Here is a 23,422-nt window from a genome sequence, read left to right as displayed (position 1 = left end):
AAGACGACTTTTCCAGCCCTTCCCAAATCCCTACTAAAAACACCCCGCCCTCCAATTTACCTAATACAGCAACTTTTCTAGCACAAATAAGTCACTCTTTTAAAAAAAATAAAGGATAAAGGATAAAATTTTTCGTGATTTTTAAAACGATGAGAAGGAGGTTTTATTTGGACATTTCTGCGGGGGGGGGGGAGGAGAAATGTTAACCCCCTTCTCTAGAAAAAGCTTTATATAATAATTTATTATTTAGCAAGAGCCTCTTTAATCTTTTTTTAATTCTAACGAAAATTTAATCTTAAAATTGCTTTCTGCTTTTTAGGTTTGAGCTCTCTAAAACTTTTCAAAAGAATGTGCTCTTCTTTACTTGCGATCCCTTCATCACAGCAATACAAGACGTCTTCTTTTGTTGAGAGACCAGAATAAAAAAGGAAATGGGAACATTAAGAATGTCGGCAATCTCCTGTAAACGCCCTGCGCCTATACGATTAGAGCCTTTTTCATATTTTTGGATTTGTTGAAAAGTCACACCTAACTGACTGCCTAATTGCTTTTGCGACATTCCCAGCATTGTTCTTTTAAAGCGAATTTTTCTGCCTATCGAAATGTCGTTAAAGTGTGGATTTTTAGCTTTCACTTCAAGCTCCCCTGCCGGTTGCGAGCGCCTCTTATGCGTATTCCGGGAGTCTGAAAGTACTGAGTTCGAATCAGCTTTTTTGCTTTTAGTGCTAGAGCGCACCTGGACATAGCAAAAACTCCCGGAATCTCGCGATACTTATAAAGCAGGCTAATGTTTCATCTTGGATTTTCAGGCTTTGGGTTTCACCATTCAACCACACTGTACGACGAGAACCCTAGTGCTTGTTCATAAAATAATTTCTGGAGACCAGCAATAAAATTTAAAACAGTGTTTTTATCTCATGAGACAATCAAACACAAAATTGCTTTCTGCTTTTTAGGTTTGAGCTCTCTAAAACTTTTCAAAAGGATGTGCTCTTCTTTACTTGCGATCCCTTCATCACAGCAATACAAGACATTTTCTTTTGTTGAGAGATCCGTATAGAAAAAAGAAATGGGAACATTGAAAATATCAGCAATTTCCTGTAAACGCCCCGCCCCTATACGATTAGAGCCTTTTTCATATTTTTGGATTTGTTGAAAAGTCACCCCTAACTGACTGCCTAATTTCTTTTGCGACATTCCCAGCATTGTTCTTTTAAAGCGAATTTTTCTGCCTATCGAAATGTCGTTAAAGTGTGGATTTTTAGCTTTCACTTCAAGCTCCCCTGCCGGTTGCGAGCGCCCTCGCATTGGTATTCCGGGAGTTGAAAGAGCTGAAACTTGACTCAGCCTTTTGCTTTTAGTGCTAGAGCGCACCTGGACATAACAAAAGCTCCCGGAAATCCGGGATATCCATAAAGCTGGATAAATACGTGTCTCAAGTTTAGGGTCTTTCATTCCCTGTTGATCGCTGCGTAGACGACCAAAACATTCTCTTACCAATAAAGTAATTTCATGAAATTAGCAATAAAATTTAAAAACAGTCTTTATTTTATGAGCTCCACCCCCGCCTCTCAAACTTTTATGCCCGCTCGTAAAAACTCCAAAACCATGAGATAAAACCCACGTTCATTGAGAAGATTAACAAACCTTGTTTTTTGAGATCACACCTCCCAAAAGCACACCTAACAACATATCACCCCCTCCCAAAGCCATTTTTGAGAGACATCTTACAGATTTACACTGTGATGCGTTGGATTTTTGCGCCACAACGAGCCAATTTTTCTTCTAATCTCTCAAATCACGATCAAGATGATAAACACGATTGACGATTGTTTTCCCCTTTGCTGCCAATGTAACAAGAGTAAGAGGGCTACAATCACAAGAGAAACAAGAAGCACGCAAATCCGTCGCCATGATGAGTCCCCCCTTGCAAATTCTCTGTTCCATGAGATAGTTGCCCTCTCGCCCATCAAGCTTTATTTGCGCCCTCAAGCGATTGAGTTCTTGAACATGCATAAAACGATTTTCGAAAACCGTCTCTGTAATATGCGCGCTTCCCTCAACCCCGCGTCATGAGCGCCATGAACGAAACTTAGACAATAATCACGAGCCTCTTCAAGAGTGAGAGAAGCAAAACTTTACACGAAAGAAAAACCATTCCGAAAAGAAAACAGCAGCCACAAAAGCCATACCCTTGAAAGATGGAGATTTGAAAGAACTATTGAGAAAATCATCAAGAATATACGGCTCCAAAATTCCACAAGCAAGAGAGTAAACCATTAAAAATGCACCAGCCAAGCCCAGCCCCTCCCAACAAGCAAACATTGTGTTAAAACGCCCCCAAGCAATCGCCCCCCTCAACCACAGCGCAAAGCATTCAGCATATCTTTAACAGGTTTACACTTTAACAGGTTTACACTGTGATACGTTGGATTTTTGCGCCACAACGAGCCAATTTTTCTTCTAATCTCTCAAATCCACGATCAAGATGATAAACACGATTGACGATTGTTTCCCCCTTTGCTGCCAATGCTGCAATCACAAGAGAAACAGAAGCACGCAAATCCGTCGCCATGACAGGAGCCCCTTGCAAATTCTCTGTTCCATAGACAGTTGCCGTCTGCCCATCAAGCTTTATCTGTGCTCCTAAGCGATTGAGTTCTTGAACATGCATAAAACGATTTTCGAAAACCGTCTCTGTAATATGCGCGATTCCTTCAGCCCGTGTCATGAGCGCCATGAATTGCGCTTGGAGATCAGTTGGAAAAGCAGGATAAGGTCCTGTTTTAATATCAACGGGCATAATTTTGGTGTTCTTTGGATTTCGCTTAATATGAATTCCTTGAGGTTCTATTTGAATCTCGAGTCCTGTTTTTTGGAGCACCTTAAGCACCTTTGTGAGATGATTAGGATTTGCATTTTTAAGAAAGACATCTCCTCCCGTCATAGCAACAGCCATTGCATATGTTCCCGCTTCGATTCGATCAGCAATAACGCGTACTCTAGCACCGTTGAGTTTTTTAACCCCTTCAATTGTAAGCGTTGTTGTTCCTTCACCGGTTATTTGAGCCCCCATAGCATTCAGAGTTCGAATAAGGTTTGTCACTTCTGGCTCACAAGCTGCATTCTCAAGAGTGGTTGTTCCCTTTGCCATTGTCGCCGCCATCAGCAGCACATGGGTTCCACCAACAGTGACTTTAGGGAAACGATAGTGAGCACCTTTTAACCCCTTTAGCGCTTTTGCATGAACATATCCATTTTCGATAGTAATCTGTGCGCCTAAAGTTTTAAGTCCCTCAAGGATAAAATCGACAGGTCTTGTTCCAATAGCGCATCCTCCAGGAAGCGAAACATAAGCCTCTGCGCATCGTGCAAGCAGAGGTCCGATAACCCAAAAGCTTGCACGCATTTTTTTCACCAGTTCATATGGTGCCCGTGTTGTAGCTATTTTTTGCGCCGTAAAATGAATTGTTCTTGAATTCACGCATTCATCTTTAAACTCTTGTCCATCAACGGCATATCCAACACCATGATTATTGAGAATACGAATAAGCAATTCAACATCGGCCAGATGCGGAATATTTTCTAAAGTGAGCGTTTCTTCTGTAAGCAGCGCCGCAATCATAAGAGGCAATGCAGCATTTTTTGCCCCAGAAATAGGAATTGTTCCTTGAAGTTTTTCTCCCCCAACAATTTGAATAGAATCCATCGTGTTTTCCCTCTTTTCCTTTGTGCCTGCCCTTCCAAAGGATTGTCCCCCTTCGGGAAGTTATGCTTTATTAATCGTTTTAGAACGCATTCTAACTATGAGAACAAATTATTGAGAAGTTTGGTTGCAAAAATTTACTAAAAAACATTTTTTTGCATTTTAGAGCTTTTTGCATTTTAGAGCTCTGGTTGTGCTCTTTTTCGGCTTTGCTCTTTTCGACGTTTCAGGTTTTGACGCAATTGTTGTGCCAATCTTTCTTGACGTCGTTTTGCTTTTTCATCTTGATGATTAATTTCATTTTGTTTTTGTTTTTGATGCATTTGTGTCATTGCGCAACCTTTTAAACAGTGTTGAGCTTCTATCCAAGCAACTCATTTAGATATTTAAGCATATAAGAAACATATGTCATGACATAAGATACGTTTTCTTGCAAGAATATACAAATGTTCTCTTGCCTATTTTCTGACAATATGGCACAAGACAGCGCAAAGATTGAAAAGGGCTGCGGTAGCTCAGTGGTAGAGCACTCCCTTGGTAAGGGAGAGGTCGAGAGTTCAATCCTCTCTCGCAGCACCATTTTATTCTTCTTTTGCCTCTCTCTTCTTGCCCTTATAAGTCTTCCCTATAAGCCTAAATCTTTTCCCCCAACCTCCATCAGCTTCATCAAATCCTCCATCCTTTAAACCATGCGTTTCAATAGCCTCAAAATCAGTAGCTTCAAAATCAATGGACTCAATGACACACTTAATCTCTAAAATGCTTTGCGAATGGCTTTTGAAATTGACCGCCCCCCAAAGAATATCCCCCCACCCCTTGCCTCCCCTTTCCTTGCCTCCCCCCTCTTTCCTTTCTGTAAGATTTGCCCTATCCTTCTCTTTACCAAGCCTCACTGTTGCAACAGCTCTTAGCACTTGAGACGGTATAGACATTTTTATTTTTTCAATATTTTATTTCTTGAATATTTTTCCCCACAAGCTCACCCTGTTTGTAATATGCAAACAAACGATTTTACTTGATTCAATATAAGAGCGTCTGAATAAGAAGGGTTGAAATAAGAACATCTCACACTATTTCGGGCTCTCATTGAAATTCAAATTGAATCTCAATAATGAATTATTATAAACTCATTGTTTGAACATATCCCATTGATACCTTTAGCCGCCTCCAAACCCATAATCTTATCTTTCCAGCCTCTCTATCCACCTCAAGCAACACAAGCATTCCCTCTAAAAATTAGAATAAGCTTCATCGATCTTATTCGTCATTTACAACTGATCTAACAGAGCCATTTCCAGAACCTCCTCTCAACTCAATTCCTTCCCCATTCTCCCCACCCCTTACCAAAAGCAAAAACCAAACAGTGATAAAGTCCCCCTCAATAAAGCTTTCACTAAGCCACCCCACTCTCCCATATGGCAAACATCTCATATGACAGACATCCCCATATACTAGGCACCCCATATACCAGAAAATTGATAGCCTGCCTTTTCAAAGAAGATCCCTCATTACCAATTTTATACACTATGGTTTTCCACGTGCTCTAAGCCTCCCTCTTTCAACACGCATCTTTTTTATACGAATACTTTGATTGATACGGATAGCGTTATTCGTCTTGCATAAGAGCCCCAAGAGTGAAAAGCTCTCTCCCTCTGTTCTATTGAAATTAATCACCCCTCTTCGCTTACACTTCACAAGCAGAAAGATCCGTATGGCGAGAAACTTTCCAAGAAAAGCATATCTCTTCGTAAAAAGCCTCCCAGTAAACGAGATTATGAATCGTCTCAAGAGCTACAGCCCATGCCGCAATTTTGGCAACGGCCCCCCAATAGTACCAACTTACTTTTTCATAAAGTAAAAATAGGGTGCGCAATGTTTATAATCTCTGGGGGGTATAATCTACGGACTTTATAATCTACGGGGCTTGACCGTTATACCCCTCACGATATTATTCACAGGCGCCAGTATGAAATTTACGAACGCCGGCATAAAATGGCTGTGAAATGAGCTTAGAGCGAGATATCTTTATTAAAACAAGTGCGTGAATGTACAACAACAAGTATATTTCATTTGGAGTATTTTGGATATTGCCTACTCTCCCCACCCTAGGACAACCATTTTGGCTACAGATCCCCTTATATTTTCTGCTGTCATACCTCCTCCAATAAGCTAAAACCCTACATATGCGGGGTTTTAGCCAGTACCACACCTTTATTTAGACACATTATGATCATTATAACCATTTTTATTAAATACGTTTTTACATATATTTTCAACACAAAAATAACACATATTGATTTATTTAACAGAAATGACTTATAAAAGCTTGTTAGAAACAAAAGCCAATAAATACCCTCTGTTTAAACACTTTATTTGCTATAGCAATAAGCACTGTTTTATTTACGCATCATACAACGAGTGGATGTACAACAGATGGTCTTTTTGTTGGAAGTACTTCTCCGATCAATTGTATTTCAAAAGAATATATAAGACAGAAAATAAAAAAGAAGCTATTAGAAAAAGAACGCGAAAGAGAATGGTTAGAGCTTGAACAATTTTCTGTTAGCGCTTGTCCAAGTGGAAAATTTCCTGTTTATTATGGCGTTTCTATTATCGATTGTGTTTCAGAGGAAGAACTAAAACAAAATCGTTTTAATAATGAAATTAATATAATGAACTTATTCCTGCAATGGTTTATCGTAGCACTCGTAATAACAACGATAATGTCTGTTCCCATAAGTTTACTTTGGCGTTTTAGATTTAAGGTTCCTGCCTGTTTATTTACAATAATGACAACCTTGGCTATTATTGCCGTCCCTTTTACATTTGATTTATCGTCTCTCTTTTAATCTATTTTTGTAAAAAAATATTTCTAAAATATTAAAAACACCCTGCATTTTTAAGCGTTTTGAACTGTATCTCCTCTCATTTAGAGACAATAGCCCCAAGTACAGCCATGCCATTCAATACGATTTTAACCATATTTCTAACATAAAAATAACACATGTTGATACATTCAAAAGAGATCAATTAAATGATCTTGTAAAATAAGAGCAATACACAAAGTGGCTGTATTTAATGATAGTCAATGAAGACGATTATTATGGAATTCTTGGTGTAAGCTACGAATGCAACGATAAACAGATAAAATCTGCTTTTCGTAAATTAGCTCTGCAATACCACCCTGATCATAATTCTAGTACCGAAGCAGAACAAAAATTCAGAAAAATTTGTGAAGCCTATGAAGTTCTTAAAGATCCTCAAAAGAGAGCTGCTTACAATCAGTTCTATCATAAAACTTTTAAAGATAATCACAAGGCTTCTGAAATTAGTAGAAACCAAGAGAACAGACGACAAGATAATACCAAGCGTGTAATTGATAGTATCGCGTATGTAATTTTCATTATTTGTGGAATAATACCTGTAATGTATTTTATAATTTTATTTTACATGGAAGATATTCTGAATAAATAAGTATAGGGTTATTAATTCTCATAAGCATAAAAGGATATTTGGTAAAGATTGGTGCATTTATCTTCGGGCTCATACTAATATCATTTATCAAATTTATATGGAGAAGTATCTATTGATCAGTGCTTTTGAAGAGCTTTAAGATCAGCCCCACAGTGAATTCACAAAATGTGGTCATTTTTGATTTTCTATAACAAGGTAGTGTAGAAAAACATAAAGATTATAATGTCTCTATCCATTCTTTCCCTATTCTCCCGTTTTCCCTACCCTTCTATTTTCTTCCACAACCTGCCCCCCAATCTTTCCCCCAACAAGCCTACTTGACTCCACACAGGCTTTTTCTCATGTCCCTACATCCTTTTCCCCATATTGGCTAAAAAACGCCCCTCAAACGACTCTTTCCCAAAAAACAAAAGCACCACAAGAACCATTTCCTCTCCAATGAAAAAGCACTTGTCCGGCAACTTAGCCATCATGGGGCCTTTCATCGCGCCCCCAAACACGGCACAACACAAAAGCGGACAGAACCGCACCCCACATCCCCTATCTCACTTCCCTAACATCTTCCCCCAAAGTACTTCCTTATCTCTCTTATTTTTCACTTGACTGCCCCTCTGAAACACCTTCTTCCATTTTCCCAAGCAATAGCTGTCACGCGAAGTCTCTCTCCCTTCAACACCCACCTGCTTTTCCGCTTACTTCTTGCCTTATGACTAAAGCTTGCCTCTCCTCAACGCTACACAAGATCCCTTCCCACCCCGTCTCATTCTCGTTTTCCCCTCCAGCATACGCCTTGTCTTCATTCCAAGCACCCTTTCTTTCCCCTCCTTCAAAGCAATTTCTGTTCTTATATGAAAACCTGTCCCAACAGATTTAATTTGCTGTACCATCTTCTCCAACGCCTCATTAAAACGGTTAATTTCATTTTCAAGTTTGCAAATATACGCTTCATCACGATAAGCCCGTTTAATCAAAGGGGGCATATCCGGCCAATAGAGCATTAAATCCACCCATTCGCGTTGAGAAATCCATAATCCCCCTTGACATTGTGCTTTATGTTCTGCTGGAAAACTCTTTTGCATGAAATGAGGGATCAAAATTTCAGGTTTTTTTGTTTTAATTTCTAATAAGCCATTTTTTCCCACAAAAGCATCGGGGGAAAATCCTTGTCCGCGATCATCTGCCAAAACAAAGCCAATACATTCAGGTTCTGTATGTGTAAGTTTTCCATAAAGCTGTCGTGCGATTGGTTCTAATTCAGTCCCGCGTCGCTGAGAAAGCGTTGTTCCTTCATCAACAGTTTTTCCTGTAATTCTTTCTCCCGCCAATTTCATCATCACACTCTGATAGCGTGACGTTTTTTGCCCTTGTTTTTTTTGCGCCATAACCATCTCAAACAAAGAAGCCGTAATCAAACCATTACGCGCTTGCTGCCATTCCTCTGTTCCTTGAATACAATCGATAATGATTGGCATAGTATTTCTCCCCTTCATCTTTAAGGTGTTTTGTAATATATCCTCTTTAAAGCATTCACCTTTTTTAAGCTGTTTCCCTCACACGGACTAAAGACAACAACATCCTTCAATATTGTGCCCTAAAAAAACACAAAAACCGGCTCTTTCCCCTTGAACTTGCCTTTTTATAGGTTGGAACCTGTCTGTACTGCTGCTTTTCTTCCCCCTAAGCCTTCATTTTTGTTCTCCAGCATGCTTTCCGTATCACTCCAAGTCACTGAATGACGACCTGCCCCTTCATTGCCTTATCCCCCTAATGAACCAGCCGGCAACTTCCCCCACACAAGCGCCCACAATTCCTCATATATAGGCTCTTTTCTTCATGCCCCCCTTTCCCATATCGGCTAAGAAAATCCCCGCGCAAAGCTCTCCCCCCCAAAGCGGCTCCCCTAAGCTTCCCTCCAAGAACGAAAGCATAACGTGCACCATTGTCACCGCAATGAAAAAGCACTTTGGCCCATCATTGCGGCTTCTTTTTCAACCCTGCTACTGCACGACGGAAAAATCATGGCGGCAATATTCTTCCTCCAATTTTTTTGCCATAGACTGAGCCACTTCTTGCGATATAAAAAGTATAGCGTTGTGTTTTTGTGGTTCGAGTCTGATTAAATTTCGCATATTTCCAGCATAATAAAGCGGAATCCCTTGATACGAAGTCTTGAGATAACTTGGCATGTTTACCACCAATAATCTGTCAAGACATCACATGGGCGTAAACGATGCTGTTTTTCATAAGAGCCATAGAGATTATCTTCATAATCGCAAGCCGCTCTTTCATTCAAACAAGCATGATAAGCTTCACTATTCAAAATGAAAGGCTGCAATTGTGTATTTTCTTCATTCATTTCATGATTTTCGACATAAAAATCAGCGATTTGTTCCGTAATATCTTCAGCATGAGAAGTTGTCAGATCGAGTCGTAAAACTCTATAAACAGTTTCACATTCTTCAATCAGTTCGAGCACTTCTTCGATTTCGTCGATTGTTCCTTCATAAGTACAAGGATTTTCCTCTTCGCATAAAACGATAATGATTTCATCCTCTTTAACGAATGGAATATTTTTCATGATTTCCCCCTTTAGATAGTTGATAAAGCATAGCCTTGTCTTGACAAGACTAAATATAGCGTTAGTCTTATATCCTCTATAGGAGAGATGTCAACCATTTTATCCTTCATAAAAGATATATTTTAAATATCTACGGGGTTCAAATGACATATGTAAAGAAAAATCTATTATTCTTTGTTCCTCTCATGCCCCTTTGTTGTTCTCTATTTGTTCTTACAAAATTGCAATTATAAACACACAGGAGAGATAAAATGAGTGACATAATATTAATAAAACACTGGAGTCGCCTTGATTCAAAAGCACAGAAGGAAGTTATTTTGAAGCTTCGTCAATTGGTCGCCGCAAAAGAGTCAAAATCGCCTGTCTCTCTTGCGGAGAGAGTTTCGAAATAAGCTCTATAAATTCTTTATCTTCAGGGCTAGCCCCTTTACCGTAAAGAATATAATTCATACTGATATTAATTTCGTGACAAATTCGCGAGAGAGATTCGATTGTTGGTTCTTTTCCTTCAGAAAGAATAGAATGAAGGTACCCCGCACCTTTACCGGCAGCGAGGGAGATAGATCTTTTTGACCGCCCACTTTTTTCCAAAGCGATTCTTAATCTTTGACGCCAACCATCGATATTCATAATTTCACCATATAGCGCGTCTTTTTAAAAAAACACGTCCTTTTTATAAAACGGGCTTGCATTATCCTCTAAAAAGGATAAAATTAAGGAAACAAATTTTACTTTTTAGGGGGAATTTTTTTTATTTTTAGATCATAAAAACACTTTAACCACCCTACCGGATATAAAAGACCACCTCCAAAGCTTCTGCCCAAAAGCAAGTACGTTGAGAATGTGTGGTATTCTTTATTCTTTCCATCACCGCAATCTTAAATCGTAAGTTTGCATGCGCTTCAAGCACAGCCAATCATTTATAAGCATCGTAAAGAAGCCTCTAGTCATCATCGAACAGAGCCAAAAGCAACACAAGTTAAATCCTTATTTGAGCTTTTATCATCAATAAAAATGTATAAAAAAGAAGAAAGTAGATTGCAGTATGAAACACGCTAATCAACAAGAAACTCCTCATTATGAATCGTCTAGGCTTCCATATGTTTGTTGGTATCAAAATGACTTTCTAGGAGGTGTACGTGGGATGCGCGCACACGAAATTGGAATCTATACGATTCTTCTCAATGAAATGTATGCCCGTGGCCGACCTTTAGAAATATCGAAAGAACGTTTAGCGCGTCTTTGTGGTTGTGACAAGCGAACTTTTGTTAATGTTTTAGAGATGCTCATCCAAGAGGGTAAGATTTTAAATTTAGCCAATGGATTATGGAACAAGCGTTGCGAAAATGTTTTTCAAGAGCGTGAAAAATTGCTTGAACAAAAATCCTTTGCGGGTCGTTCTTCGGCAAAAAAACGCAAGAAAATCAATGCAGAGATGCAACAACTGCTTAACGAAAGTACAAAAGATGCTGCACAAAACTCAAAAGCTCAAAAGGCAGAAGAAAAGGAAACACCTTACGGTGTTTTAGAAAAGAAAATTTTGTTTGATGAGACAGAACCTTGTTTTTTCTGCGAAGAGAGTTTTGAACAAAGCGATCACCCATCACCCTTATCGGCTCTTGATTCACCTCTCCCTTCTCCTCCACAAGAAGAAACGGAGCAAAAAAACGCCTCCCCTTTAAATGCTCCCCAAGCCGAGTTCACTCCCGCCCCTATCGCGCAAATTGTCACGGGGGAAAAAACAAAATCTGCCACCACTCTTCCCCCCAGCAATCTTCCTGCCTCCGTCCCTCCTTCTTCCAACAAAAAAACCACAACCTCAGTTGCCAAAGGGCATCGTCTTCCTGAGCATTGGCAAGCAGACATCAAGGCGGCAGTTTCAGAAGGCTTGAGTGAGAGCCAAGCCCATTGGCAAGAAAAGAAGTTTCGCGACTATTGGCAAGCTAAGGGCGGCAAAGAAGCACTCAAAGTAGACTGGCAAGCCACATGGCGCAACTGGTTTCGCCGTGAGATCGAACGGCAAGAACAGCAAAAACAGGGAGGCTCCTCATCTTTTACCTCTGAGAACAACGACACGCTTTACCGCAGTTTGATCAACTATAACGACAATTTTTGACATCACAAAAACAACGTATTTTTCAAGCACGCGCGGGGATAAAAATGTTTCAAAACCACAACAGCATCGGACAAAATAACACAGAACAAAACAAAGGGCGGCAAAACAACAATGAAATAAGCTCTTCACACAGCAAAACGAGACAACATCGACCATTTTGCTCTCATCACAAAAGCGTTTTCCCCACGCAAGGACCCCCACAGGCACCCCCCGCATACCCCCCAATACACACCCCAACAGGACTCCAGCATGCACCACCCCCTCACAGGCATATCCACCCCACCCTTCTTGCACCCCCTTCCTCTTTTCCACCTTCCTCCTTTTCCCAAGGCGCCACTTCCCCATGCTCTTGGCAAACAAACATCAACACAGCCATTTCAGAAGGTTTGAGTGAGAGCCAAGCCCATTGGCAAGCCAAGAAGTTTCGCGACCATTGGCAAGAAAAGAGCGGCAAAGAAGCTCTCAAAGTAGACTGGCAAGCCCCATAGCACTACGGGACTTTACGATCAGATCAAACGGTGAGAACAGCAAAAACAGAGTCCTCACTTCTCACATCTTGAGAAAAACGACAATAATATCACGAATGACCATGAGCACAATTTTTGAAATCAAACAAAAACTTATCTCACAAGCAGATAGAATAGCAGAAATGCTTCTTCCCCAAGGGCACAAACGAGGCAACAATTGGATTGTAGGCAACACACGTGGTGAAGCTGGTCAAAGTTTATCGATTTGCTTGAGTGGTAGTAAAGCAGGACTTTGGTATGATTTTGCAGAAGGCACTGGAGGAGATCTTTTAGACCTTTGGTGTGAAGTCAAAGGCATTAGCCTTTCTCAAGCCTTAGAAGAAGCACGCGCGACTCTCAATCTGACACGCCCCAAACCCTTTATGGCGCCCCATCGTTCCTATCGCCGTCCACCGGTTCCTACAGGGCAGAGCCCGCAGAATCTTGTAAAAAACTATCTCCACGAAAAACGCCACATTCCTTTAGAGATTATAAAGCGTTACCGCATAGGAGAAGATGGTGAAAAAATCATTTTTCCCTTTTATAAACCCGACGGCACCCTTGCTTTAGTCAAAGAACGGCTCGCACAAGCAGGAGCAAAAACCAAACCAACAGCCTCCCAATGTGAACCGATTTTATTTGGTTGGCAAGCCCTTTACCCCACAAACCACCCCGCCACGCACACGCCCCAACAAGCAACCCAGCACGCACCTCAGCAAGCATTCCAACACACACCTCAGCAGCAGGGACCCTCAACCAACCCCACCTCTACACAGGCATCCCAAAACACCCCCTCAACCAACCCCGCCTCTACACAGGCATCCCAAAACACCCCCTCAACCAACCCCGCCTCTACACAGGCGCCCCAAAACACCGCCTCAACCAACCCCACCTCTACACAGGCGCCCCAAAACACCCCCTCAACCAACCCCACCTCCACACACACACACCAACAGGCACCCACGCATGCGCCCCAACAGGCGCCATTCCCCATTTTTTCTTCAACAAACCGTACCATTGTTATCACTGAAGGAGAAATTGATGCACTTTCCTTAGCCGCCTATGGATATCCGGCGGTCTCTGTTCCCTTTGGAGGAGGCAGTGGAGGCAAACACAACTGGATTGAAAATGAATTTGATCATTTAGAATCTTTTGAAACGATTTTTTTAGCCACCGATATGGACAAGCCCGGAGAAGAAGCAGCCCGTGAGATTGCCAGCAGGCTTGGACGCCACCGTTGCTACCGTGTCCGTTTACCCCTTAAAGATGCCAATGACTGTTTAACCGCAGGGATTGATAAAGCCACCATAAAAGCCGCCTTTTCCTCAGCACAAAGCTTTGCACCAGAAGGTTTACGGCGCGCCTCAGACTATAAAGATCAAGTGATTGGGCTTTTTTGGCCAGAGCCTGAAAAACATCTTGGTTATACGGTTCCCTATCCTAAACTGAAGGACAAATTGCATTTCCGCCCAGCAGAATTAACGCTCTGGAGTGGTGCGAGTGGTGCAGGTAAAAGCCAATTATTATCAGACTGTATTCCCCATTGGATTGCACAAAAGAGTCGGCTTTGCTTAGCGTCTCTAGAGATGAAAGGAGAACAATCACTCCGCCGTTTAACCAAACAAACGGGCGGCTTAGAACAGCCTACAAAAGAGACAATTGAACGGATTCTTCATTTTTTAGACGAAGGGCTTATTCTTTATGAGCATGTTGGCAAATCGAGCGTTGACACCTTGCTTGAAGTCTTTGACTATTGCCGTGCGCGCTATGGCTGCGATCAATTTATCATCGACAGTTTGATGCGGCTTGGCATTGCCTCTGATGATTATGCAAGACAAGAACAAGCCGTTTATAAAATGGTTGATTGGGCTGTTTTAAACAATGTACATATTCACCTTGTAGCCCATGCCCGAAAAGGCGGTCTGGATAAAGATATCCCCAGCACAGAAGACATTAAAGGCGCCTCAGAAATTGGTGCCAATGCCTTTAACATTATCACCATTTGGCGCAATCGACCGTTAGAAGACAAAATCTTTGCCGCTTCTCTCGCACAAGAAAAAGCAGATTTAGCCAAACGCCCTGGCGTCATTATGAATATTGCCAAACAACGTTCTGGTGATTTTGAAGGCAAAATAGGGCTTTGGTTTGATCCCCAAACCTACCGCTATCGCTGTTCTTTTGAACAATCATTCCCTCGACGTTATCTGTAATACCCCATAAACCCCACTCTCTTTAAAAACGCCTCCGCCTTCAAACGCGCACGCCTTGCTCCCACAGAAACAACAGGAAGGATAAATCCACAAATGATGAAAAACACCCAATCCTTCGCAAACCAAAGCCAGCTCAACCCTAGATTCTCTGCTCCCAGACGGAAACAAAAAAAGGTCGCTCCAACAACGGCGCAAAACACCACCCCCTTCAATAACCACAAACAACGCGTCACCACCCCATCTCGCCGCCCCCTCATATGCAAAATCAAAAACCACTCCAACAGTGCAGCAAACACGATCCCCATCAAGGACAGGAGTCCCCATGGTATGTCCATACTCTCCATCCCCTCAAGAGCTAAAAAAAGAACGACTCCTAAAATGCAATAAAACAGCACTTCCTTCAAAAAGAGGGAAACACCAAAAATACAATAAAACGCCGCCCGCCACCACGGAATATCGAAGCGCTTGGAAACTTTATAAGTACCAATAACGACAACAATAAAAAGGTAGGAAAACACCAATAACAGCAAAAAAACAAATCGTTCGACATCAAATACCCCTCACAGCAAGCCCATTAAAGATCACACCCATAAGACAAAAAAACACCCCCTACTTTAAGAACCAAGCCCATAGAACACGCGCACGCCTTACACCCTGATAAATCAAAGGAAAAAGAAATCCAACAATAAAGGAAAACATCCCATCATTCGAGAACCAAAGCCAGCTCAACCCTAGATTCTCTGCTCCCAGACGGGTAAAAAAAAGGATTAGTGCCAAAATGCAGCAAAACAGCACAAAATTCAAAGCACGCAACAACCTCTGTAACACCGTATCACCTTGCTCGTGTATAAAGAACCCCAAGAGCACTTTCAACAATACAGTCAAGAGCAATCCCTTTAAGAATACCGCCCTTATGCTATCCATATCCCTGACGCCCACAGCAGCAAACCACAGGATAAAGCCCATCATGCAACAAAATATGACCGCCTTTAAGAACACTTGCCCCGCAACAGGCATACTCTTGACACCCAGATGCACCAAACCAAGGACAGTTGCAAAAATGCAAGAAAACACCGCCCCCTTCAAGAGCAGCTCCCCGTCAACAGTGCGCCTGCCCACGCCCACATAAATAAAACCAAGGTAGGTGGCAACAACGCCATAAAGCACCACCCATCTCCAAAACATCCACCCTGTAACAGAGCGACGCTTTGCTCCCTTATAAATAAAAACCAAGGCTAGAGCAAAAAAGCAGAAAAACCCCAACAACAGCCAAAACATCACATCGTTCGACATCAAATACCCCTCACAGAAAGAACATCAAAGACCATGCCCGTGGAAAAGAAAAATGCTCATTTTTTTAAGCACCATCCCAACAGTACACGCACTCACCGTACCCCCTCCAAAACAAAAAAGGAACAAATCCAACACTGCTCACAAACACCCCATTGTTCGAGATCACAAACCAGTGCCCCCATATGCTTGGCTCCGTTATACGCCAATCCAACAACAGCTCCAACAACGCCACCCAACACCAGAAACTTCAATAAAAATACCCCACGCGATATCCATTTACCCCGCACCCTCATAAGCAAAACCAAGGACAGCTCCAGCAATACAACAAACACCGCTCCTATCACTAAAAATTCCCATGATATATCAAAATGCTTCGCTCCCTTATAAGCAAAGCCAAGAACCACTACAGCAATGGTGCAAAACACCACAGCCTTGAAAAACACGCCCCACGATACAGTTCTACTGTTTGCTCCCACAACAATAAAACAAAAGGCCGCTCCAGCAATGCAAGAAATCACCACCCCCTGCCAAAACACCTCCCACGTAATAGCCGGTCGCCCCGCATCTTCATAAGCAAAACAAAGGACCATGCCAACAACGCAGCAAAACGCCAGCCCCTTCAAAAACATGTCCCACGCAACCACCATACGCCCCGCTCCTTCATAAGCAAAAATCAGAGACCATGCCAAAAATGCAGCAAAAGATCAATCCTTTACAAAGAATGAAAGTCTAAACCCAAAACGCCTTGCCCCACGATAAATAAGACCAAGGACAAGACCAAAGACAACGCCAAAAAGAATGTTAAACACCCACCTGTTTGAGAACCACATCTGAGTCAAACCAAAATGCTCAGCTTGCTTATAAATAAAATCAATGACAGCAGCCAAAATGAAGCTCAACAACACCATCTTGAGGAACAAACCCTTCGTTACACCACGCCGCTGCATTACTTCATAACCCAACATAAGGAAAATACCGGGAATGCCATAAAACGCCACAGCCCGTAAAAATACGCCCCACGTCATCCCCAACGCCTTCATTTCCACATAAACAGCCACAGAGACATAGGCCACAATACAGCTAAACACCAATCCCTTCAGAGACAAAAGCCCGCGCGCCATCACTCACCTCCCCCATCAAGCCATTCAAGGAAAATCCACCATGCGACAAAACACCTCTCTTTTCAAGAGCCAAATCCATGGGGCTCCCACACACAAGCGCAACAGTCCAAGTCACCCCCAAAGAGCGCATACCCACACGGCACACTCCAACACATGTCTTCCTCTCATCCCTCTCTTTTGCCTAGAGCAAGCAACATTTTTTAAAAACGAGAAGCAAAATTAAAATTTTTAAGGAGATGCTATGACCCATAAGCAGAAAAAAAATACGCAAACCTGCCCGCTTGAACATCAAGATCAAGGAAAGCACATTGGTCATTTAAAGACGCAAGAAATCCCTGTTGAAACAAGTAATCCTTATTTTAAACCCAATCATCGAGAAAGTTCCAGCAATCCGCGCACCATCAATGCCATTGCCAATGCACAAAGCCATCCCATTGCCCTTTTATATGCGAAAGGACATCTCAGCAAAGCCCAATATAAAGCAGCAGAACGTTTTTATTTTTACTGGCGTCAAAGCCAAGCCGATCTCCACATGAGCCTTGACTACACCCGTGAAAAGGTTTCCTGTAGCCAAGGGTACACACACCCTATTGAACGTCAAATAGAAGCATCCAATCATTTAAGAACAATCAAAGTTCAACTGGGTATTCTTGGCTATTCACTGCTTGAACGCGTTATCGGCTATGGACAAGCGATAAAAGAATTAAGTTCTTCAAAACGCAAACAAAACTCTCTTGCCGATCATTTACGAGATTGTTTAGACTTGCTCGCATTTCATTGGGGATATGCAAACCATAAACATTTTGAATAATCCCCTCCTCGCCATTTTAAGCGGCCTCCCATGTTGCCCCCGCCCCCTCTAAAGCCCTTCCCACACACACGGGCTCAAGCATTGAGCAGCTCTCGCCCCCATTTCTATTACCTTGCCCCCCCACCCAAAAGGACAATACTTCACCCCCCACACACATACTTAAGATACACCCTAAACTCTTAAAAACAAAAAGCCTTCCCCCATATCAATCCTATAATCATGAGGTGCTCTTAATTCGTTTTTTATTGAAGAATATTCTCAAGATGCTTGCATGCATCATAATATTTTTAAATATAGTTTAATTAATATCGAGTCTTAAAATAAATATTCAATTGAAAAAAGTATTAAGTTTTAATGCAAAATGACAAAATTTTTTGTAAAAAGTATTTTTTATATTGCTATTTTTTCAATTCTCTGCTAATTATAATGTGGTAGGTTATTTAAGTATGATTTTTTTGTATTAGTACGGCCTTTTGAATTTATTCTTTTTTGACACGTCCTGCGAGTCAATGTTAAAATTCTCCTGCTTTTTGGTCCTCTGATTGCGACGGAGGACTTTTTTTTATGACTGTACTTTTTTATAACTGTATTGTCTTAAATCACTTCCTTATGAGCTTTGTGATATTCCTCCATAAGGTTTACCCGCAAAATAGATCATTCTTTTGTCAAATTGACTTGCGTTCCATTCTTAAAGAACAAAGATTCTTAACTCAATCTGATTTACAAACAGCTTGGATACACTTCCCTCTTGGTTTGCCATTCCCTCTTGGCTTCTATTCAGGGTTTTCCGCTAAACTCAAGGCGCAACAGAAGCTTGCTCTGTCTCAAAAATTCACCACGCCCTTAAAAAAACACTTAAAACATATCCAAGGAAGCTTGCTTCATATCACCAAACCTCAAATGACCGTGTTTTACGGCATAACAGAATGACTTAACTATTGGATAACTTTCTTTATCGCCCCCCAACAGGTTGATGTATCACGACAACATATTGATTTATAATCATATCCCGTTATCCATATAAAATTAAGAGACGCAGATATCATAGGGATTCTCTCATTTTAAATTTATTTCATGTTGCATCAATCAACACCTTGTCTTTTCCACATTACAAACATGAGAAACATATGAAATAACGCACTTCAAAGATTTCAAAGATAAAGAATCAAAATGCCTCTTATGAACACGCTCAAGAGCCAAAGGCTGTCATCATATGAGACGCGAATAGTATAATAGTATACTGGCTTTTCCTTATGAGAATTTAAAGAAGGACTTATCCACTTCGCAAGAGATTTCTCCATTATCAGATTTACCAATATCCCCAATCACCAATATAATTGTGATGATAAGATAACATAATGTTTTTAAACAAGTAGGTAAGTGTGCAACACAAATATATTCTATTTAGAACATTCTGTTTTACGTGAGTCGCGTAACCTCCCATTAAAAAACAAAATCCCCCATTAAAAACAAAATCCCTATAAGAAAAAATCTAAAGCGTGAGAATAAAAACATGAGACAAGTGTGATTCCATTCAGATATTGCTCTTTAACCGTCAAACCGAATAAAAATAGATCCGGAAAATATGTTAATCTTCCTACCTTAAGAGATAAACTAAGAATATAGACAACATCTCTCCTAACATTCCCCTTTTTCTAGCATCGCGTAAGAATCAAAAGTTATACAGCTTATTTTGTCATATTATAAAGCACTGTTTTTTTAAGGCGGTGTTGAAGCAGTTAAAACGATTGAAGTGTTTAGCCAACGCCATCGCCATTAGCAAAGCTAAAAAAACAAACTGTTGAAAAGCCGTGCATATCTTGTGTAAACACAAAAAAAACAAGAAAAAGGCACAAAAATATCTCAATTTTTATAAAAATACTCAGCGTCTTTTACGATTGTATTGACGAACAACCCTTATCACATAATCATCTTAAATATTGAGAATAAAGAATGAATAGCCCTCGCAAATACAGCAACCTATCAATAAAAATATAAAAACAAATCTTTTGGTTATCTCTGTTTCTTATGGAATATGCCTTTCCCTATGGATGCACTTTAGCCTCCAAAGAGTGCATTCAATCCATGGAAAGGATGCACTCCAGCCCTCAAAAGAGTGCATCCTTCCCCTCAACGGATACCGCCAAACCCTCATAAAGGCAGTATCCAATCCATGAGAGGATGCACTCAACCCCTCAAAAGAGTGCATCCTTCCCCTCAACGGATACCGCCAAACCCTCATAAAGGCAGTATCCAATCCATGAGAGGATGCACTCAACCCCTCAAAAGAGTGCATCCTTCCCCTCAACGGATACCGCCAAACCCTCATAAAGGCAGTATCCAATCCATGAGAGGATGCACTCTAGCCCTCAAAAGAGTGCATCCTTCCCCTCAACGGATACCGCCAAACCCTCATGAAGCAGTATCCAATCCATGGAAAAGATGCACTCCGCCTTCAATAGAGTGAATCCTTCCCTTCAAGGGTTTTACTCAAATTTCATCGCATCTCATTTTTATGAACCCTCATTTTTATGAATCCTTGGTCAAAGGCACAAAAAGAAGTTTGCTAGCAACTATTGTATCACCCACCTTATGGGATTCCACTTGCCTACAGAGCTTTCAAACTTTTTTACGCCTTCATAAAATCAAATCTGAAAGAATTCATTAAGGCAATTAAGGGTAAATTTTGTCAATTTGTAGGCAAAGTTTATTCTTTTTTGTGATTGTTGTATTTTTACTATAGTTATTTAAATCGTATTTATATATGATACGTATCGATATTTATTTATCGAAATAAATATAGGAGAAAAACTATGAATATCAGATATTTTTTCATAGCTGGGGCTATTACAAGTGGTTTAGCTCTCGCGATTCAAAAATCTGATCGTATAGTCAATAAACAACCCTCTCCTATTGTTGCTCCTTATACTATTGAGAAAACAAATTTACATTTTGTTAAACAAGTAATGGACACATCGGATACATTGAATATACTGAGAGTCAGTAATAGAAGCGCATCAGAACAAGCATCAATCGACGATATATACGATAAAGCAGAAAATTTATTGAATGCACTAGCTGGTTTTTTAGGATCACTTATTATATATTTCGTACAACTTGTTGCTACTAGAATATAAGATACAAAAAGTTCTTAAAGTAAGGTTATATACATTTTGTATATATTGTAAAATTTAAATAAAAAGGCCCTTTATAAAATGGGGCCTTTTTTAGTTTAATTTTTCCTTTGTTTTAGTTTAGTTTTTATTGTGTTTTTATTTTTATTGGCCAAATATCATCGCCTTCAAAAGTGCCATTTTTACTTGTCTCACATCTCAAATGACAAAGGCTCTAACTCCCTAGCTTCGCTCCCATAGCGCTTTCGTTAATAAGGGTCCGCAATCTTCTTGTTCTTCCCAAAAATTCTTCTGTTTTCAAGAAAATGACCATGCATCTCCTCTGTCATCGGATTGGCTTACAGATCTCCATGAAGCAGACTGAAAAACACAAAAACACCATAACTTTTTATATCAATATCACCATACTGAAACACTGTTGAAGCTTAACAAGCGCTGTTTCATTGGCAAGGACTTCTTAAAAAGACAAAAAATACCTCAAAGGCAAAAGAGCTTAACACTGCTCAAAAATGCCATTTTTTGCCTTCCTCTCACCTCAAATGACAAAGGCTCTACCCCCTAGCTTCCCTCCCATAGCACTTTAGTCAATAGAGCTTCCCCTCATACCGCTTAAATAAGGCGCTTGAATAAGCAATGATTTATGAGAATTTTCTAACAAAACAACAAAACCATCTTAAAGAAGAGAGTAGAATTTATAATCAATTTTTCTCCCCTATTCTTGAGGATCAAGCCATTTTCAGTCTATTTTTTAAAATCTTGGCTATTATTCTTGATTTTTCGAGCACTTTATTTTGCTCTGGTATGAAAGGTGTGAAAGCGCCTCAATCATGGCGCTTTTCTTCTTTCAAATAAGGGTACTTTTCTTCAACAGGAGAATAAACTAATCAATTTTTATATCCATAAATGCGATTTTACCATCTTTAATATAAGTAATATCAGGAGCATGTTTTACCCCCTCTGCTTCAAACACGAACTGTTCATCACTCACCCCTTCAAACCCTTGTTCCCTTAATTCTTGTTTTTTCTTCTCGACTATTTTTTTATGAAAATCTCGTTTTTGATTACACGTATTAGGGGGTCTCACTCTGAAAAACTGATAGTCCATGGCTATAGACCACTTCTCAGCAACCCGTTCCAGTAGATCGTAACTGAACTTTCCTTCCCTTTTCACTTCTTGAGCGATCACCATCGCGCGTTCCAAATGGACTTTTTCAATGGTTTCATCAAAGCCAAGCTTCTCCCCTGCCGTAAAACTTTCGTCATAAGAAGCTAAAGTCTCAACATCGCCCAGCAAGGCAAGAGCAGCAAGATGCAGCAAAGCATAAGGTGCGAACTCTACGTCTCCATCCGTTGCCCATGATAAAGAGTCTTTTTCCCAAGGGGGAATACCATATTGAGAGCGAAACATTTCATGCAAAGAATCATCTTCCATTGTCCATTTTAAAGTTGTATCGAGTGCTTTCTTTAAAAGCTTGGCGCTCACTTTTTCTTCAAAAATTTCCAATCCATTGGGCACAAAATTCATAAATACTGTTGGCAAAACCCCAGAATTATGCGGATTAATCGTCTGACAAGCCGCCGCAAAAATACCGCTCATAATTAAAAGTCCGCGATCAAAAGGCGAAAACTCTTCCACTCGTTTCTCGTTATAAAGAAACTGCACTTCGCGATCTGGTAAAAAGAGGGTTGCCAAATAATCTCCCTTTCCCTCGATTTCCACCGACCATCCCAAGCTTTTTAAAAGCCCTGTTGCACTTTCTATCGTGAGAATTTCATCATCATCATAATCGGCAGAGAACTCTTTTTCCTTTAGTTGCAAACGCCTCTTCTGTACCACGGCTTCATCTTTCCAAAACTGCTGCGTTGCAAGATCATTTTCTTTAAGCACTCTTTCCAGCTCGCCTTTCACTTGGAAATTCATTTTCATCCGTTTGAAGACAGAGGTATAAAGAGCTAAAACAAGCATGATAATGATCATGCAAATAACAATAAATACCCAAAACAGGGGATCTAATAGAAATACGGCTATAGGATCACTGTTCATTTTTCCCCTCTCAGTCTTTACAAAGCCCGTGCGACAGAGAGCTTATGTGCTCTCCTACAGAGATTGCTTCTTCTAGTTTCTGAATATTTTTGTACAACTCACCCGTCACTTTGGTGCGAAGCCGTAACATAACCGGAATAAAAATAATGACACAGACCGTTATGGCGACCGTCGTTTTAAAGAGAACGGCATGCACAACATATTGCCACCCTGTCAGCTGCCAATTTAATACACCTGGTATTTCTAGAACCATTCTCCAGATGATAATGAGAACCGCAATAGCAAAGATAATTTTATAATCCTTTGCTGAGAGCAACACTTTCTGGAGCGAAAAAGAATGCGCTCCTTTATGCGTTTCTTGCTCTGATGTCCAATTTTGCTCCTTCATGTATTCCCCTCTCACTCTTTGAAAAGACCCGTGTGACAGAG

At 40.6% G+C, this 23,422-nt stretch carries 25 protein-coding genes, 1 tRNA gene and 3 pseudogenes; 8 read left to right on the top strand and 21 right to left on the bottom strand.

The annotated features are described in order from the left end of the window. Nucleotides 1-278: 278 nt before the first annotated feature. The 6 genes and pseudogenes from ACFIL7_RS02880 to ACFIL7_RS02855 all read right to left on the bottom strand — a co-directional run bounded on the left by ACFIL7_RS02880 (nucleotide 279) and on the right by ACFIL7_RS02855 (nucleotide 4,038). Nucleotides 279-634 (bottom strand): annotated as a pseudogene (locus tag ACFIL7_RS02880) (helix-turn-helix domain-containing protein). Nucleotides 635-915: 281 nt separating this feature from the next. Continuing rightward, entirely contained in the window at nucleotides 916-1,500 is a 585-nt protein-coding gene (locus ACFIL7_RS02875) for a helix-turn-helix domain-containing protein (protein WP_375683330.1), read from the bottom strand. A 235-nt stretch (nucleotides 1,501-1,735) separates the two neighbouring features. Further along, nucleotides 1,736-2,086: pseudogene (locus tag ACFIL7_RS02870) on the bottom strand (UDP-N-acetylglucosamine 1-carboxyvinyltransferase); the annotation flags it as partial. A gap of 29 nt (nucleotides 2,087-2,115) precedes the next feature. Next, nucleotides 2,116-2,298, bottom strand: a complete 183-nt coding sequence (locus ACFIL7_RS02865) for a hypothetical protein (protein WP_375680861.1) — start codon at nucleotides 2,296-2,298, stop codon at nucleotides 2,116-2,118. 115 nt (nucleotides 2,299-2,413) lie between these two features. Then, nucleotides 2,414-3,709 (bottom strand): UDP-N-acetylglucosamine 1-carboxyvinyltransferase, encoded by a 1,296-nt coding sequence (murA, locus tag ACFIL7_RS02860; protein WP_375634530.1) that lies wholly within the window; start codon nucleotides 3,707-3,709, stop codon nucleotides 2,414-2,416. Nucleotides 3,710-3,885: 176 nt separating this feature from the next. Beyond that, nucleotides 3,886-4,038, bottom strand: coding sequence for a hypothetical protein (locus ACFIL7_RS02855; RefSeq protein WP_375607050.1), 153 nt, complete (start codon nucleotides 4,036-4,038; stop codon nucleotides 3,886-3,888). Between the two features lie 172 nt (nucleotides 4,039-4,210). On the opposite strand from ACFIL7_RS02855, the gene ACFIL7_RS02850 reads away from it, so the two are divergent. Next, a tRNA-Thr gene (locus tag ACFIL7_RS02850) sits at nucleotides 4,211-4,285 on the top strand. A 2-nt stretch (nucleotides 4,286-4,287) separates the two neighbouring features. Here ACFIL7_RS02850 and ACFIL7_RS02845 read toward each other — a convergent pair. From ACFIL7_RS02845 to ACFIL7_RS02835, 3 genes are all read right to left on the bottom strand, one after another. Further along, the gene (locus tag ACFIL7_RS02845) at nucleotides 4,288-4,638 is read right to left on the bottom strand and encodes a hypothetical protein (protein WP_375634529.1); all 351 of its coding nucleotides are present in this window, start codon (nucleotides 4,636-4,638) and stop codon (nucleotides 4,288-4,290) included. A gap of 325 nt (nucleotides 4,639-4,963) precedes the next feature. Then, nucleotides 4,964-5,137 (bottom strand): hypothetical protein, encoded by a 174-nt coding sequence (locus ACFIL7_RS02840; RefSeq protein ID WP_375633333.1) that lies wholly within the window; start codon nucleotides 5,135-5,137, stop codon nucleotides 4,964-4,966. A 253-nt stretch (nucleotides 5,138-5,390) separates the two neighbouring features. Then, nucleotides 5,391-5,579, bottom strand: coding sequence for a hypothetical protein (locus ACFIL7_RS02835; RefSeq protein WP_375636919.1), 189 nt, complete (start codon nucleotides 5,577-5,579; stop codon nucleotides 5,391-5,393). A 1,205-nt stretch (nucleotides 5,580-6,784) separates the two neighbouring features. Between ACFIL7_RS02835 and ACFIL7_RS02830 the strand changes: the two are divergent. Beyond that, nucleotides 6,785-7,018, top strand: a pseudogene (locus tag ACFIL7_RS02830) (DnaJ domain-containing protein); the annotation flags it as partial. A 509-nt stretch (nucleotides 7,019-7,527) separates the two neighbouring features. On the opposite strand, the gene ACFIL7_RS02825 reads toward ACFIL7_RS02830, so the two are convergent. The 5 genes from ACFIL7_RS02825 to ACFIL7_RS02805 form a co-directional block, all read right to left on the bottom strand. Continuing rightward, complete coding sequence (locus tag ACFIL7_RS02825) at nucleotides 7,528-7,665, bottom strand: hypothetical protein (protein ID WP_375633335.1); 138 nt, start codon at nucleotides 7,663-7,665, stop codon at nucleotides 7,528-7,530. Between the two features lie 225 nt (nucleotides 7,666-7,890). Next, the gene (locus ACFIL7_RS02820; RefSeq protein ID WP_375683329.1) at nucleotides 7,891-8,652 is read right to left on the bottom strand and encodes a lambda exonuclease family protein; all 762 of its coding nucleotides are present in this window, start codon (nucleotides 8,650-8,652) and stop codon (nucleotides 7,891-7,893) included. A 525-nt stretch (nucleotides 8,653-9,177) separates the two neighbouring features. Next, nucleotides 9,178-9,366, bottom strand: a complete 189-nt coding sequence (locus ACFIL7_RS02815) for a hypothetical protein (protein ID WP_273790850.1) — start codon at nucleotides 9,364-9,366, stop codon at nucleotides 9,178-9,180. A gap of 2 nt (nucleotides 9,367-9,368) precedes the next feature. Then, nucleotides 9,369-9,758 (bottom strand): hypothetical protein, encoded by a 390-nt coding sequence (locus ACFIL7_RS02810; protein ID WP_375633340.1) that lies wholly within the window; start codon nucleotides 9,756-9,758, stop codon nucleotides 9,369-9,371. A gap of 312 nt (nucleotides 9,759-10,070) precedes the next feature. Beyond that, nucleotides 10,071-10,388, bottom strand: a complete 318-nt coding sequence (locus ACFIL7_RS02805; RefSeq protein WP_273790852.1) for an XRE family transcriptional regulator — start codon at nucleotides 10,386-10,388, stop codon at nucleotides 10,071-10,073. A gap of 415 nt (nucleotides 10,389-10,803) precedes the next feature. Between ACFIL7_RS02805 and ACFIL7_RS02800 the strand changes: the two genes are divergently transcribed. From ACFIL7_RS02800 to ACFIL7_RS02790, 3 genes are all read left to right on the top strand, one after another. Then, nucleotides 10,804-11,874 carry a DUF1376 domain-containing protein gene (locus ACFIL7_RS02800; RefSeq protein WP_375634522.1) on the top strand — a complete coding sequence of 357 codons (1,071 nt, stop codon included), beginning with the start codon at nucleotides 10,804-10,806 and terminating at the stop codon, nucleotides 11,872-11,874. After that, nucleotides 11,871-12,362 carry a hypothetical protein gene (locus ACFIL7_RS02795; protein WP_375636929.1) on the top strand — a complete coding sequence of 164 codons (492 nt, stop codon included), beginning with the start codon at nucleotides 11,871-11,873 and terminating at the stop codon, nucleotides 12,360-12,362. Before ACFIL7_RS02800 ends, ACFIL7_RS02795 begins: the two co-directional genes overlap by 4 nt. 101 nt (nucleotides 12,363-12,463) lie before the next feature. Further along, on the top strand, nucleotides 12,464-14,590 hold the full coding sequence (locus tag ACFIL7_RS02790) for a toprim domain-containing protein (RefSeq protein WP_375683328.1): 2,127 nt from the start codon (nucleotides 12,464-12,466) through the stop codon (nucleotides 14,588-14,590). On the opposite strand, the gene ACFIL7_RS02785 is transcribed toward ACFIL7_RS02790, so the two are convergent. The 5 genes from ACFIL7_RS02785 to ACFIL7_RS02765 form a co-directional block, all read right to left on the bottom strand. Then, nucleotides 14,581-15,108, bottom strand: coding sequence for a hypothetical protein (locus ACFIL7_RS02785; protein ID WP_375683327.1), 528 nt, complete (start codon nucleotides 15,106-15,108; stop codon nucleotides 14,581-14,583). The genes ACFIL7_RS02790 and ACFIL7_RS02785 overlap by 10 nt on opposite strands. Before the next feature lie 91 nt (nucleotides 15,109-15,199). Further along, on the bottom strand, nucleotides 15,200-15,883 hold the full coding sequence (locus tag ACFIL7_RS02780) for a hypothetical protein (RefSeq protein WP_375634519.1): 684 nt from the start codon (nucleotides 15,881-15,883) through the stop codon (nucleotides 15,200-15,202). Nucleotides 15,884-15,975: 92 nt separating this feature from the next. Beyond that, complete coding sequence (locus tag ACFIL7_RS02775; RefSeq protein ID WP_375683326.1) at nucleotides 15,976-16,572, bottom strand: hypothetical protein; 597 nt, start codon at nucleotides 16,570-16,572, stop codon at nucleotides 15,976-15,978. Nucleotides 16,573-16,587: 15 nt separating this feature from the next. Continuing rightward, nucleotides 16,588-17,004: a hypothetical protein gene (locus tag ACFIL7_RS02770; protein WP_375683341.1), complete on the bottom strand. Its 417-nt coding sequence runs from the start codon at nucleotides 17,002-17,004 to the stop codon at nucleotides 16,588-16,590. After that, the gene (locus tag ACFIL7_RS02765; RefSeq protein WP_375633346.1) at nucleotides 16,964-17,140 is read right to left on the bottom strand and encodes a hypothetical protein; all 177 of its coding nucleotides are present in this window, start codon (nucleotides 17,138-17,140) and stop codon (nucleotides 16,964-16,966) included. The genes ACFIL7_RS02770 and ACFIL7_RS02765 overlap by 41 nt, the downstream gene beginning before the upstream one ends. Nucleotides 17,141-17,245: 105 nt before the next feature. Between ACFIL7_RS02765 and ACFIL7_RS02760 the strand changes: the two genes are divergently transcribed. The 3 genes from ACFIL7_RS02760 to ACFIL7_RS02750 all read left to right on the top strand — a co-directional run bounded on the left by ACFIL7_RS02760 (nucleotide 17,246) and on the right by ACFIL7_RS02750 (nucleotide 20,952). Then, nucleotides 17,246-17,815, top strand: coding sequence for a hypothetical protein (locus ACFIL7_RS02760; RefSeq protein WP_375633347.1), 570 nt, complete (start codon nucleotides 17,246-17,248; stop codon nucleotides 17,813-17,815). A 564-nt stretch (nucleotides 17,816-18,379) separates the two neighbouring features. Further along, nucleotides 18,380-18,745, top strand: coding sequence for a hypothetical protein (locus ACFIL7_RS02755; protein WP_375636910.1), 366 nt, complete (start codon nucleotides 18,380-18,382; stop codon nucleotides 18,743-18,745). 1,883 nt (nucleotides 18,746-20,628) lie between these two features. Further along, nucleotides 20,629-20,952, top strand: a complete 324-nt coding sequence (locus ACFIL7_RS02750; protein WP_375683325.1) for a hypothetical protein — start codon at nucleotides 20,629-20,631, stop codon at nucleotides 20,950-20,952. A gap of 877 nt (nucleotides 20,953-21,829) precedes the next feature. Here the strand turns inward: ACFIL7_RS02750 and ACFIL7_RS02745 are convergent. Next, complete coding sequence (locus ACFIL7_RS02745; protein ID WP_375683324.1) at nucleotides 21,830-22,993, bottom strand: DUF6990 domain-containing protein; 1,164 nt, start codon at nucleotides 22,991-22,993, stop codon at nucleotides 21,830-21,832. Nucleotides 22,994-23,003: 10 nt separating this feature from the next. Continuing rightward, on the bottom strand, nucleotides 23,004-23,381 hold the full coding sequence (locus ACFIL7_RS02740; protein WP_375633350.1) for a hypothetical protein: 378 nt from the start codon (nucleotides 23,379-23,381) through the stop codon (nucleotides 23,004-23,006). Nucleotides 23,382-23,422 lie beyond the last annotated feature (41 nt).

The organism is Bartonella sp. AP3QHHD, assembly GCF_042195765.1.
Lineage (GTDB): Bacteria > Pseudomonadota > Alphaproteobacteria > Rhizobiales > Rhizobiaceae > Bartonella.
The sequence above is the reverse complement of the archived record's forward strand: the minus strand, read 5'-3'. Positions and strand labels throughout refer to the sequence as shown.